A 13,636-nucleotide genomic window follows, 5' to 3' on the forward strand; every position below is an offset into this window, starting at 1 on the left:
TTATTTTGATGCTGCTATTGTAAGTGCTTCCGTTATGGCATTTGGTGCTAAGGTCAATTTAAAATCATTGTCTCCGTAACTTCTTGCACCTTTCATTGCTAAATTTGCTGCTTGTTTAAAAATTTCTTCTGAAACCGTTTTTCCTTTCAGAAACTCTTCTGCTTCAGTTAATCGCCAGGGTTTATGTGCCACACCGCCCATGGCAAGTCTCACATCATTAATTACATTATTTTTTAGATCTAAAGCCGCAGCAACAGATACCAGCGCAAACGCATAACTCGTTCTGTCACGCACTTTTAGATAATACACATTTTTAGTAAAATTATTATCCGGAATTTCTACCGAAGTAATCAATTCTTTGTTTTCTAAAGTATTGTCTTTTTCAGGCGTATTTCCCGGCAGGCGATGAAAATCTGTGAATTTAATTTGTCGTTTTCCTTTTGGTCCTTCAACTAAAACATTAGCATCTAAAGCCGCCAAAGCCACGCACATATCACTTGGGTGAACCGCAATACAGCTTTCTGAAGCACCAAAAATAGCGTGCATTCTGTTGGCACCGCCAATCGCACCGCAGCCACTTTTTGGATTTCTTTTATTACAAGGCATATCGTTATTGTAGTAATATGAACAGCGTGTTTTTTGAAGCATGTTTCCTCCAACCGTTGCCATATGCCTGATTTGCTGAGATGCTCCGGCCGCTAAAGCCAAAGCCAGCAAAGGGTGTTTTTCTTTTATCGATGAATCCTCAGCAACCTGACTGTTTTTTGCCAAAGCGCCAATCGAAACTTTTCCTTTTAGAAATTCTATTTTCTTTAAGTCTAATCCGTTGATGTCGATTAATTTATCTGGAGCTGTAACATTCTTTTTCATTAAATCAACGAGATTCGTTCCGCCTGCAATAAACATCGCTGAACTTTCTTTGCTGATATTTGTTACTGCTGAACCTGATGATAAAGCTCTAATTATCTGGAAATTTTTCATAACTCTTTCCCTCCTTCCTTCACTTCAGTTATGGCGTCAACGATATTGTGGTAAGCTCCGCATCTGCAAATATTTCCGCTCATGTATTCCCTGATTTCTTCTCTGCTGTTTGCATGACCTTCTTTTATACAGGCGATTCCCGACATGATTTGTCCCGGTGTGCAGTACCCGCACTGAAAACCGTCATGTTTGATAAAAGCTTCCTGCATTGGGTGCAGTTTTTTTCCTTTTGAAAGTCCTTCGATTGTTGTCACCTGAGCATTTTGCTGCATGCTTGCCAAAGTCAGGCACGATAAAATTCGGGTTCCGTTTACGTGAACTGTACAGGCACCGCATTGCCCGTGATCACAGCCTTTTTTGGTTCCGGTAAGCTGCAATTGTTCTCTTAAAAGATCAAGTAAAGTAGTTCTTGGCTCAATATTAAGATTATGCATTTTGCCATTTACTTCGATAGAAAGCGGCACTGTCTCTAAATATTCAGCTATTTTTTCATCCCATTTATTCTCGGATGCCATTACCAGCGAAGGCGGTGTAAAGGCGAGAGCGGTCAAAAGTCCCGACTTTTTTATAAAGTCACGACGAGAATTTGAGTCATTCTCCGTTACTTCATTTGGATTATTTTTTTTAGAAGCCATTCTATCTATTTTAAATTAGCAAAATCACTTTGGGTCATCCTAACAAATTTAACAATCTTAATCCACAAAAAATTATGAAATTCAAACATTAGGCTTATTTAGAATAATTACAATTTCGGTGTGGATTTTAACGCAAAGAACGCTAAGGTTTTTTATCTCAGTTTGCGGTAAATAAAGGCAAAGTTCGCAAAGCTGAATTTGATATTTGGGGTGTTTTTTAACGCAAAGTTCGCAAAGGTTTTTTGTCTCATATTGTGTTAAGCGAAGGCAAAGTTCGCAAAGCTGGAATTGATAAAGCTTTGCGAACTTTACAATTATCTAGATAATTAACTTAAAAAAAACTTTGCGCTCTTTGCGATAAACCTTTGCGTGCTTTGCGTTAAAAAAAACGCGCATCAAGCTGATTTCTTCTTTAATTTGAAAAATTGTATTTTTACGAGATTAAGTTTTTACTATGCCGAATCAGCAACCTATTTACCTTGACAATAATGCGACAACCCGTGTTGATGAACGCGTTTTGGAAGCCATGCTGCCTTATTTTACAGATTTCTACGCTAACTCAACAAGTCAGCATATTGCAGGATTAACGGTTAACGAAGCTGTTGAAAATGCGGCCTGGCATACTGCTGATTTAATTAATGCTGATACGGAAGAAATTATTTATACGTCGGGCGCAACAGAAAGCATAAATCTGGCGATTAAAGGTTTGATTAATGAAGAAAAAAAACACATTATAACAGTTTCTACAGAACACAAAGCGGTATTGGAAACTTGTCACTTTATGGAAAGTATCGGATTCGAAATCAGCTATTTACCAGTTGATAAAGACGGTCTTTTAGATATTAATCTTTTAAATGAAACAATTACTGCTAAAACACTGGTTTTCATCGGAATGCTTTCTAATAATGAAACGGGTGTCATACAAAATGTCAGCGAAATTTCTACCATTTTAAAAAATAAAAATGTGCTGTTTATGTGTGATGCTACTCAGTCTGCAGGAAAAATCCTGATTGATGTAAAAACTCTTGGAATTGATCTTTTGGTTTTGTCTGCACATAAATTTTATGGTCCAAAAGGAGTTGGTGCTTTGTATATTTCGGCGAAAGCCAAACTAAAATTACTTCCTCAGATTCTTGGCGGCGGACAACAGCGAAAATTACGAAGTGGAACTCTTAACGTTCCCGGAATTATCGGTTTAGGTAAAGCTGCAGAAATAGCTGTAAATCAATTAGAAAAAGATAAAAACAGAATCGAAATATTACGTAACAAACTAGAAATCGGTTTATTACAATTTAAAGATTCTTTTGTAAACGGAAATATTCAAAACCGAATTTGTAATACTTCGAATATTTGTTTTCCGGGTGTAAATTCAGAAAAGCTAATTATGGCTTTGGGAAATATTTCGGTTTCAAATGGTTCTTCTTGCTCGGCTGTTACTTCTGAGCCTTCCCATGTTTTAAAAGCGATGGGATTATCTGATGAAGATGCTTTGAGTTCAATTCGTTTTAGTTTGGGACGATTTACTACAGAAGAAGATATTGATATAGTTATTGAGCGGGTTTTGGCTCTAGCAGAAGAATTGAAAGTCTAGTTTTAATTTCAGAAGCTGTTGTCTATTTTTTTTGTTTCACGCAGATTTTGCAGATTTAGCCGATTTTTCTCATTTTTGTCATCCTGACGAAGGAAGGATCTTCGCTAGTAATTCCATAAGCTAAATCACCAATCTTTGTAGAGCTACTTACGAAGATCCTTCCTTCGTCAGGATGACAAAAAAATAGTACTTAGAATATAAAACCTATCAGCCTTTGCACCTCTGAACCTTTGAGCCTTTATCCTAAAAGCTTGTCGTAATCTTCTTCCGTATCAATATCAATATTTCCTTTTTCGAAAGAAACTGAAACGGTGTCTTCAGAATACTTTTTAATAATTTTCTTAGCTCCTTCCTGCCCTTTTAATCCCAATAATTCATTGAAATGTTTTTTATGAAATAAAACCGGTGTTCCTAAAGTTTCAGAATAGGTAGAAGCAACAATGTTTTTTTGGGTTTTATGATGTTCACTTATAAGATTTTCAAACACTAAATTGCTTATAAAAGGCTGATCGCAAACTGTAATAATACATTGTTCACTATCGGGGTTTAAGTGTAAAAGTTCATTGACTCCTTTCACTATAGAAGACGACATTCCATTTTCCCATTCAGCATTAAAACATAAAGTTATTTCAGCCGAATTAAGCTCTTTTTCAATTATTTCTTTATTCGCTCCTGTTACGACTAAAACAAATGAATTTGGGACTTTTAAAGCTTCTGAAACTGTATTTTTTAAAAGCGTTGATTCTTTGTATTCCAATAATTGTTTTGGGCGGCCTAATCTTGAAGAGTTCCCTGCAGCTAAAATGACGATTCCGGTTTTATGTAGAAATTTATCTTTCATATTGGATTTCGTCGTGTATTTTTCCGGTTTTATATTTAAGAGAGGTTCCCGTTTTTCCAGTCGAAAAAGCTTTAATTTCTGATACAATTGATAATGCTATTTCTTCTGAAGTTTCGGCACCAATATCTAAACCTATCGGACTATAAATTCTCTCCAACTGTTCTTCACTTACATTAATTCCTTCATTTTGAAGATCGTCGAGCATTCGGTTTAATTTCGTTTTCGGACCGAGAATTCCGATGTATTGACAATTGGTTTCTAAAAGTAATTTTAAAACGGCTAAATCGTATTTGTAATTGTGTGTCATTAAAACGAAATAGGTTTGATCGTCGATTTTAATATCTTCTAAAAAATCCTCAGCTTTTACTGTTTTTAGGTAATCTGCTTTTGGAAAACGTTTTTCTGTTGCATGTGTCGCACGGCCTTCGCCAATTGTAATTTTCCATCCTAAAATAGAAGCCATTTTTACCAAAGGCTGAACATCATTTCCGGCTCCGGCAATTACAAGTGAAATTGGCGGATTGATATATTCTATTAAAGCCTCGTTGTCGTTCTCGTTTTGAAGTTTCTTTACAACCGATGTTTTAGTTTTCAATACATCTTTTACATCTTCAATTAAGCTCAAAGCTTCATTGTTATGATTTAAAATAGGACTGTCTTTCCTAAAAAATAAAGTGGTTCCTATCTGCAAAGCATTTCGTTTTAAAGAAAATACGGTTACAATAACGGCTTCTTTTCTTTCGAGTTCTAATTGTTTTAAAAGCTGAATTGGATTGTTTGGTACTTGATCATCAATATATTCAAACAAAATATGCACTATTCCGTTGCAGCCCAGCTGTAATCCTAATTCTATATCGTCTTCATTACTGGTATTGTACGTAATTAATTTGTTTTGTTTTTGGTGAATAGACAAAAGGGCTTTTCGCAAAGCATCACCTTCAAGGCATCCTCCACTTATAGCGCCTGTCAATTCTCCGTCTTCGGTAACAAGCATACGTGCACCCGGCTGGCGGTAAGATGAGCCTTCAACCTTTACAACTGTTGCCAAAGCTGTTTTTTTTCCTGCTTCTTGTGCTTTTGAATATGCTTTTAAGATTTCGTTGATTTCCTTCATAAAATAAATCGGCACCAATAAATTTTGAATTGATGTTTCGATAGTCTAAAAATAAAAAATATTATAAACTTAAACGCCCGAATGTCATTTAAGTTTATAATATCTGGTTTTAAAATATAACGATTTAAAATCTTACCCTGGTTTTATTTTTTTAAATCCAGCGAATAGTTCAGTTTTGATTTAATTATTTTTTTATCTCTGTCGAGCATATAAATCTTTTTTGTGTCTGAACTAAAATAGCCGAAATATTGTTGTTTATCGGCAGGTTTGTCCCAATTCAAAATAAAGATTGTTCCGTCTGGATCATTTTCTAAACCTCTTTCGGTATTAAAATTTCCTTTTTCAACAAACTCTTTTTCAGGCGATTTTCCTTTATAAATGCTTGATAATTCAAACTTTTGCTGTTCCATCGTTCCGTTTCCCTGATAAATTTTGAGAATGGTCTCAATTCCGCTGCAATCTGCGCAAGGCAGTAAACCTTCGTAAATCAAAACATTTTCTGCTGTACTTTTTTCAGTTTTTACATCTGTAGAATCAGATACCGACGGTTTTGTTTCTTCCTGGCTTTTCTTTGAATTACAAGATGCAAACTGAATGGCAATTGCTAATAAAACGAATAGATTTTTCATGATCATTTAATTTATTACTCTTTCAAATATACTGAATTTTCTTATAATTAAAATAAATTTATTTAATACCGCATACCAGAATTAACAAATTCTAAACGATTATTTTTTCTTGCACTAGTGATTGTATTATGAAGTTTTGTATTTTTATCAATAGCAAAATAATTAATTTAAATAAAAGACTAAATGGGAAAATTTGTAATTACTACGAGAGCCAATGGTGAATTTCAATTTAATTTGAAAGCTGGTAACGGCCAGACAATTTTAACTAGTGAAGGCTACACAACTAAAGCTGCTGCTTTAAACGGAATCGAATCTGTAAAAACAAACTCGCAGGATGATGGTCGTTATGACAGAAAAGAATCTACTAGCGGAAAACCATACTTTACTTTAAAAGCCGGAAACGGACAAATTATTGGTTCTAGCGAAATGTATGAAAGTGTTTCTGCCAGAGAAAACGGAATCGAATCTGTAAAAAAGAATGCTTCTGATGCGGATACTGATGATCAGACTTCTTAATTACAAATTAAATATAAAACTAAAAACGAGGTCGTGATGACCTCGTTTTTTATAATAACTGACCAAACTTTCTTTTATATAAGTTCAGTTCTTCTTCTGTTTTATTTAAAAGTTTTTCGAGAAGTTTTATTTTATCTTCATAAAGTTCTTTTAATGCTTCATCGCTGTTCGAATTAATTAATATACTTCCGTTATTACTATTTCCTTTTACTGTATTATAGTTGTTGAAATATCTTTGACTGTCAAAACTAATAATATCTTCTACACTGACTTCTAATATCTTAGCAATTTCTACCAATTTAACATAGGATAAAATCGTTCTGCCTTTTTCAATTTTACTGTAGCCTGCCTGAGTGACACCAAGTTGATCTGCCATATATTCCTGAGTATAATTTTTTAACTCTCTAATGCTTTTTATTTTGTTTTTTATTGAAGTTGCCATAAGTTTGATTTGGGACGGGCGTGTATAGCTGAAACAGCCGCAGAAAACTTAGGGGGTATTGCAGCTATATCTTTAATTTGAATAAAAAACTGTTTTTATCGTAGGCTGATAAATCCGGGTTTTTATTTTTTTTTGATAATAATTATAAAACCATAAACCAGAGCGACAACTATAAAAATCAAATCGTTACGTGAAATTTCGTTTAATAGCTGATTCATTCTGTATTTAGTTTTGTGTACTTTTTAAAATTCGTTCGTATTCGAAATTTAAATACTGATCGATTTGTTTTCCGATCGTTGGTCTGTCTAAAGCATTTATTTTTACTTTAGTTTCTTTTTTGTAAATGTCTTTTACAATAACAAAATAATCGAATTCGGTATTGTTGTGAAATCGCAGAATAATGAGAAAAGTGTAGCAGAGTAATGCAGGAATTACATAATACAATTCTGTTAATTTGGTAAAAATCATACAGTAATAAGCGGAAGCTGTAACTGCAATAAAAGAACTGTTTTCAAAAAGATAGGACTTCTTTTTTTTGAGCAGTCCGAGTTCTACGATTTCATTAAAACTGTACTGCCATTGTTTTGATCCGTACTGAAATTGTACCTGATCGTGAGTAAGGGAAATGAACATAATAATTAATAATTAAATCTTTTTAAAGAAAGCTTAGTGAGAGGCCGTTCTTTAAAATTGTTTTCGGCTTAAATGAATATATTTGAAATACTGCAGCGGTTAACAGCACATCATTTCGCAATATTACGCATAATCACCTTTTTTTTCTTACAAACCAGCTTATAGAATATAACTAAGGGTTGTAATTCAATCTAATTATCATTTTTTACTTATATTTCTAAAACAAGATATAGCGTTTTACTTATATAAATTTTCATCCATAAAAAAAGCCATTTCCTTTTACAAAAATGGCTTTTAAAAATTATAAAACAAAAATTATTTTAAACCTTCAATTCCTTCGTGAGTAGGAATTACTGGCTTTATAGTTCCGTCCAGATTAAACTCGAGTTTGTCGATGCAGACTTCACGATGAAATCCGCCTGCGTCTCCCATTTTGATTCCGGTTGGATATGAAAATCTATGATAAACCAGATACCATTCGTCTTTATTTGGAATTTGAAGTACCGAATTATGTCCCGTCGCGTGAATTCCAACATCTGGTCTTCCCTGAATTACAATATTATTTTTGGGAATTTCGATTGGTCCCAAAGGCGATTTTGAAGTTCCGTATCTCACTTTATAATTCGGACTTCTTGTATCGTCTTCGCTCCACAAGAAATAATAAATTCCTTTTCTGTAAATTACATACGTTCCTTCACGGAAAGTTTCATCAACAGTAATCACTTTTGTTGTTTCCGGTTTTATCGAAATCATATCGGGATTTAATTCGGCGACAGCCATATAACCATTTCCCCAATACAAATAACTTTTCCCACTTTTAGGATCTGTAAAAACATCGGGGTCAATTTCCTGACCTCCGTTTACTCCTGCCGGTCTAGCTGCGATTAATGCTTTTCCGCTGTCTTTAAATGACTCGGCTGGATTATCTGAAACTGCGACTCCAATTTTTTGTGCTGCTGTGAAATAATAAAAATACTGGTATTTGCCTTTTATCTTTTTCTCTACAATACACGGTGCCCACGCATTTCGGTTTGCCCAACTTATATCTTTTCTAAGATCCAGAATAATTCCTTCGTCTTTCCAGTCTTTTAAATTATCGGATGAAAATGTTTTAAAGTAATTTCCTGACCAGCCATCAAATCCGTCACTTGTTGGATAGATATAATATTTTTTGGTTTTGTTTGAATACAGAATTTCAGGATCAGCATAATAACCTTCGAGAACGGGATTATTATTTATTTTTGGAAATTTCGCAGGTAATCCCCATTTATTAGTAATTCTTTTTAATTCAGAACGTGTAATCGGTAAAATCGTTCCGTGACGTGGATTAAAATCCATAGAAATATCATTATCAATAACCTTGAAATTTTCTAAATCTGTTGTTTTGGTAAACTGATATCTTCCTTTTGTATACACATCATACATCAGAATATATTCGTCTGAATTGTTGAGTTTAAAAACACTCGAACCTTCAACACCGTCTTTTGTCTGCTGCAGATAATTATCATTTTCAGTCCAATTTCCTGAAGTTAAATCGGTTGTTGTGGCCACTTTAATTCCTGCCGTTTCGGTTTCTGTTTTATAAAAAAGATGATAAACACCGTCTTTTTCAATTATATCTCCATCAATACAAGCTCTTTCAGATTTTGGTACAAATAATAATTTCGGAACACTTTCTAAACCTGTGAAGTCTTTATTCGCGTAAGCGTAATAAATTTTATCAGGACCTCCGGCATACTGCAGACTAAAATAAATTAAATACTTTCCTGCTTTGGTGTCATAAATTGTCTGTGGCGCCCAAACACGTTTTAGGTTTTCGTTTCCGGAAAAAGTAGTTTGAATATTGACTACGCTGCTTTTCCAGTTTACTAAATCGGTGCTTTTTAGCAAAACCATCGCACGATTGCTGTCCCAGCCTTTTGAAGAAGTCATATCGGTCAAAACCATATAAAAGGTTTTTCCGTCTTCTCCTCTTAAAATATGCGGATCGCGAACGCCTCCGGTTGAACTAATTGTTTTGCTGTCTAAAACCGGTTTATTATTGTTGAGATGATAATAATGATAACCATCTGCACTTACGGCAAAACGAACTGCTTCTTCTTCGACCGAATTTCCGGTGAAATAAACAAATAAATAGGCTGTTAAATCTTTCTCGGCAATTGCGGGCGGAATTCCTTTTGTATTCTGGGCTTGTAAAAAATTAAAAATCGATAAAAATAATACAAGGCTAAACTGTGCTTTCTTCATTATTTTTTACTTTTTATTTGATATAAAACGGAACTGTGCGGTTTTAAATCGGCTGTAATTGTTGTTGATGTTGTTTTGGATTTTTCGTTTGTCCATATATTTAAAATTTCAGCTGAACCCGAAATTTCAAGATCAGAAAGATTTACGGAAACATTTTGCGATGCTGAATCTGAAATGTTAAACAAAGCCAGATAAACACTTCCGTCTTTTGCATTTTTTGAAGTCACGGCAATTTGTCCGTCTTTTTGGAAAAGCTGTTTTACGGCTGTGCTTTCGTTATGCATTTTTACCACATTTTTATTGGTCAATAATGATAATGTAAAAGCGTCGTTGCTTGGTAAATCTCCACCAAAAAACAACGGTGATTTAAAAATATTGAAAAACGTAATCAGTGTATATTGTTCGTCTTTGGATAAACGTGTCATTCGGTCTTCACCTCTTTCTCCTCTAACTGAAATTCGCCCAAGCGGAATCATATCGCAGTCCGGCCATGTTCCCGGTGCGATATACGGATACCATTTTTGTGCCACATCCATTAAATGTGTAATATGCGGCCAAGTGTCCCAAACGTCGTCTACCATACGCCACATATTAGCGTGCGTGGTTACATGCGGTGCGGCTTCAATTGGCGTTTCTCCCGGCGAAGTACTTAAAACAATTTTACGTCCGCAGTTATCGATCGCATTTCTGATTAAGTTGATTTCGCCTTCGTGATACGGTCTTGATAAATCATCAATTTTAATAAAATCTACGCCCCATTGTGCATACAATTCAAAAATAGAATTATAATATTCCTGCGCTCCCGGTTTGTCTGCCACAACTGTATAATTATCTTTCAGCCATTCGCATTGCAAAGCTGTTGAATAAACCTGATCTGCCGTAATTCCGTTTGTGCCTTTTATTGGTAATTTATCTTCAACGGCTTTTTTTGGAATGCCGCGCATAATATGAATTCCGAATTTTAATCCTTTTTTATGAATATAATCTGCCAAAGGTTTAAATCCCTGTCCATCTTTTGCCGATGGAAAACGGTTTACAGCCGGCAAATATCTTCCGTATTGATCGATTACATAACGCGGATCTGTTTGGTTGTAACCTCCTGCTTTGTCGTTTTCTACAAACCAACGAATATCTACAACGACATATTCCCAGCCAAATTTCTTTAGCTCTTTTGCCATATAATCGACATTGGCTTTTACTTCTTGTTCTTCAACGGTTGGCCCGTAACAATCCCAGCTGTTCCAGCCCATTGGCGGAGTTTGTGCCCATTGTTTGAATTCGTCTTTTTGGAAGGTTTTGTTTTGTGCATTCGCAGAAATTATTACCAAAAACAATCCTAAAGCACATATCCTATTTTTTATCTTCATGTCAAATAAATGTAAATTACACATTTTAAATATAACAAACTTTTTTTACGTATTCCAGATTAAACCCGACAGGTTTTAAAAACCTGTCGGGTCTATTATATTTCTACCGATATATTGTTCCTACGGAACATTTTTACATTGATAATTATTTCACGTTAATCGTAACCTCAACAGGTTTTAACCACTGACTTGTAAATGTAACTTTAATGGGCTGTGCTTCTCCTGTTGACTGAATATAAGCCGCAATATGTCCGTGAAATACACGCTGAACATTATCTGTATAGTCTGTCATGTCGCTGTTGTTTCCGGCTTCCAATCCTAATAAAATTCCCGGTCCATTTATTGTGCAGGTTACTTCGTTATCTGAAAGCATTACCGCAAGTCCGTTTTGATCTTTTACCTGAACCATTATTTTAGCAACGCCTTTGTCTTTTGAGATTGTGATATTTTTATCTGCAATGGTTAATTCAACTGGCTGCTGCGTTGATGTTATGTTGAATCTGCTAACCTCTTTATCCTCTTTGTTTAAACCAATTACTTCTAATTTTCCTGAAGCAAAAGGAATATCCCAATAAATAATTCCGGTTTTTTCGTCGTAAGGTTTCGTTTCGCCCACTACTTTTCCGTTTAATTCTAAACGAGCTTTTGCAGCATTTGTATAACAAACTACGCGTATTTTTTCTCCGTCTTTGTAGTTCCAGATTGCCCACGCATCTTTAGAAATATCTTTTTCATTAGTTAACGGATAAGTTCCAATATAAGCCATTGGTTTATCTGACCAAAGCGACTGACGGAAATATCCTCTTGGCTTGATAACGCCTGCAAAATCAACTAAACCGGAGTAAAATCCTCTTGACGGCCATCTTCCCGATTCTCCTAAATAATCAATTCCTGTCCATAAAAACTGTCCGAAAATATGTTTGTTGTTTTTTACGGCAAGCCAAGGTTCCATATCGTGAACATTCTCGCTTCCGTAAATTACTCTTTTAGGATATTTCTCGTGATCGCTTTGGTATTTACTTTCTGTATAATTATATCCTGTAATGTCTAAAGCGCCCGGATATTCGGTTTCGTTAGACATGGCAACTCCTGCTAAACCAGCTGTTGTTGGTCGTGTTTTATCGTATTTTTTTACTGCGGCAACTAAACGTTTTGCGATGGCTCCAAGACGCATGGCATCCGGAGCATCTTTTTTGTAACCTCCATAAGCTGCTTGTCCAAAACCGTCTTTTCCTTTATCTAAAACCGGATGCGAATACGGATCGTTTGGATAATCAACTTCGTTACCAATACTCCATCCAAAAACAGATAAATGATTGCGGTCACGGCGTACAAAATCTTCTAAATCTTTTTCAGCATATTCTGCAAAAATATCAAACGAACCTTCAAATCCCGGAGTTCCGTAATTCCAGCCTTCGAGCCATTTGCGTTTTGGAAATTCCCATTCGTCATAAGCTTCGTTTAAAACTAAAATTCCTAATTCATCGCAAAGTTCATAGAAAACCGGAGCTTGCGGATTGTGACTTGTGCGGATGGCATTTACACCAATTTCTTTTAATGTTTTTAATCTGGTTTCCCAAACTTCGCGCGGAACTGCCGAACCTAAAACTCCCGCATCGTGATGCAGACAAACGCCTTTCATTTTCATCCATTTTCCATTCAAAGCAAAACCATTGTTCGGATCGAAAGTAAAAGTTCTGAAACCTGTTTTGGTTACGGTTTGATCGATTTGTTTACCGTCTTTTAAAACGGTTGTTTTAAGCTGATACAAATTCGGGTTTTCTAAATCCCAGATTTGTGGATTTTTTACATTTAATTTGGTCGAAATTTTTCCGTTTTGATTCGCAGCAACTTCTAATTTTGAAGAAGATTTTGCTACTGATTTTCCATCTTTCGAAATCAATTCATTTACAACCGTAAGACTTGATTTTAAAGCTGAACCATTTTCTACATCAACCTCAACATTTAAAGTTCCCGTTCCGTTTTTCACTTCTGGATAAGCATAAACGCCCCATTGCCCAATATGAACCGGATTTGCGTATACCAGCCAGACATTTCTATAAATTCCTGAACCGGTATACCAGCGTGAATCGGCACTTTGACTGTGATCTACGCGAACAGAAATGGTATTTTCTCCTCCAAATTTTACATATTGTGTGGCATCATAAGTAAATGAAATATAGCCGTTTGGACGTTTTCCTAAAGAATGTCCGTTGATAAAAACTTCACTTCTGTTGTAAACGCCTTCAAAGTATAAATAGACTTTTTCACCGCTTTTGCTCTGCGGAATATTTACTGATTTTCTGTACCATCCAATTCCGCCCGGCAGATATCCTGTACAGCTTGCCAATGTTGGGCTTAATTGTCCTTTTACGCTCCAATCGTGCGGAACGTTTACGGACTGCCATTTACTGTCGTCAAAGGTTGTATTTTTTGCATCCGGAGTTTCCTGAAGATTGAATTTCCAGTTGTCGTTTATTTTTTGTGAATCTCCAAATGATATCTGACTAAACGCCGATATACATGAGAAGAGAAATACGGGTAATATGATTTTTTTTCTAAACATTTTTTTTAAAGGTGCTAAGGTGCTGAGATGCTAAGGTTCTAAGTTTTTTTGTTTCAGGTTTCAAGTTTCAGGTT

The 13,636-nt window shown here is 35.2% G+C and carries 12 protein-coding genes; 2 read left to right on the forward strand and 10 right to left on the reverse strand.

Features of this window, described 5'->3' with window-relative positions; all coding sequences use genetic code 11:
* Together ABDW27_RS02720 and ABDW27_RS02725 are read right to left on the reverse strand one after the other, a co-directional pair.
* Positions 1-981: a xanthine dehydrogenase family protein subunit M gene (locus ABDW27_RS02720; RefSeq protein WP_343694521.1), complete on the reverse strand. Its 981-nt coding sequence runs from the start codon at positions 979-981 to the stop codon at positions 1-3.
* On the reverse strand, positions 978-1,616 hold the full coding sequence (locus tag ABDW27_RS02725) for a 2Fe-2S iron-sulfur cluster-binding protein (RefSeq protein ID WP_343694522.1): 639 nt from the start codon (positions 1,614-1,616) through the stop codon (positions 978-980). Before ABDW27_RS02725 ends, ABDW27_RS02720 begins: the two co-directional genes overlap by 4 nt.
* A gap of 454 nt (positions 1,617-2,070) precedes the next feature.
* Here ABDW27_RS02725 and ABDW27_RS02730 point away from each other — a divergent pair, with 454 nt between their 5' ends.
* Positions 2,071-3,207, forward strand: a complete 1,137-nt coding sequence (locus tag ABDW27_RS02730; RefSeq protein ID WP_343694523.1) for a cysteine desulfurase family protein — start codon at positions 2,071-2,073, stop codon at positions 3,205-3,207.
* Positions 3,208-3,445: 238 nt separating this feature from the next.
* Here ABDW27_RS02730 and ABDW27_RS02735 read toward each other — a convergent pair whose 3' ends face one another.
* The 3 genes from ABDW27_RS02735 to ABDW27_RS02745 all read right to left on the reverse strand — a co-directional run bounded on the left by ABDW27_RS02735 (position 3,446) and on the right by ABDW27_RS02745 (position 5,791).
* Complete coding sequence (locus tag ABDW27_RS02735; protein WP_343694524.1) at positions 3,446-4,048, reverse strand: nucleotidyltransferase family protein; 603 nt, start codon at positions 4,046-4,048, stop codon at positions 3,446-3,448.
* Positions 4,038-5,162: an XdhC family protein gene (locus ABDW27_RS02740; protein WP_343694525.1), complete on the reverse strand. Its 1,125-nt coding sequence runs from the start codon at positions 5,160-5,162 to the stop codon at positions 4,038-4,040. Before ABDW27_RS02740 ends, ABDW27_RS02735 begins: the two co-directional genes overlap by 11 nt.
* Before the next feature lie 143 nt (positions 5,163-5,305).
* Complete coding sequence (locus ABDW27_RS02745) at positions 5,306-5,791, reverse strand: copper resistance protein NlpE (protein ID WP_343694526.1); 486 nt, start codon at positions 5,789-5,791, stop codon at positions 5,306-5,308.
* A gap of 183 nt (positions 5,792-5,974) precedes the next feature.
* Here ABDW27_RS02745 and ABDW27_RS02750 point away from each other — a divergent pair, with 183 nt between their 5' ends.
* Entirely contained in the window at positions 5,975-6,307 is a 333-nt protein-coding gene (locus ABDW27_RS02750; RefSeq protein WP_343694527.1) for a YegP family protein, read from the forward strand.
* A 49-nt stretch (positions 6,308-6,356) separates the two neighbouring features.
* On the opposite strand, the gene ABDW27_RS02755 is transcribed toward ABDW27_RS02750, so the two are convergent.
* The 5 genes from ABDW27_RS02755 to ABDW27_RS02775 all read right to left on the reverse strand — a co-directional run bounded on the left by ABDW27_RS02755 (position 6,357) and on the right by ABDW27_RS02775 (position 13,562).
* Entirely contained in the window at positions 6,357-6,749 is a 393-nt protein-coding gene (locus tag ABDW27_RS02755) for a helix-turn-helix transcriptional regulator (RefSeq protein WP_343694528.1), read from the reverse strand.
* 225 nt (positions 6,750-6,974) lie between these two features.
* On the reverse strand, positions 6,975-7,382 hold the full coding sequence (locus tag ABDW27_RS02760; RefSeq protein ID WP_343694529.1) for a hypothetical protein: 408 nt from the start codon (positions 7,380-7,382) through the stop codon (positions 6,975-6,977).
* 315 nt (positions 7,383-7,697) lie between these two features.
* Positions 7,698-9,629, reverse strand: a complete 1,932-nt coding sequence (locus tag ABDW27_RS02765; protein WP_343694530.1) for a family 43 glycosylhydrolase — start codon at positions 9,627-9,629, stop codon at positions 7,698-7,700.
* Positions 9,629-10,996 carry a glycoside hydrolase family 27 protein gene (locus tag ABDW27_RS02770; protein ID WP_343694531.1) on the reverse strand — a complete coding sequence of 456 codons (1,368 nt, stop codon included), beginning with the start codon at positions 10,994-10,996 and terminating at the stop codon, positions 9,629-9,631. Before ABDW27_RS02770 ends, ABDW27_RS02765 begins: the two co-directional genes overlap by 1 nt.
* A gap of 145 nt (positions 10,997-11,141) precedes the next feature.
* Positions 11,142-13,562 carry a sugar-binding domain-containing protein gene (locus tag ABDW27_RS02775; RefSeq protein ID WP_343694532.1) on the reverse strand — a complete coding sequence of 807 codons (2,421 nt, stop codon included), beginning with the start codon at positions 13,560-13,562 and terminating at the stop codon, positions 11,142-11,144.
* Positions 13,563-13,636 lie beyond the last annotated feature (74 nt).

Origin of the sequence: Flavobacterium sp. (genome assembly GCF_039595935.1) — a bacterium.
GTDB lineage: Bacteria > Bacteroidota > Bacteroidia > Flavobacteriales > Flavobacteriaceae > Flavobacterium.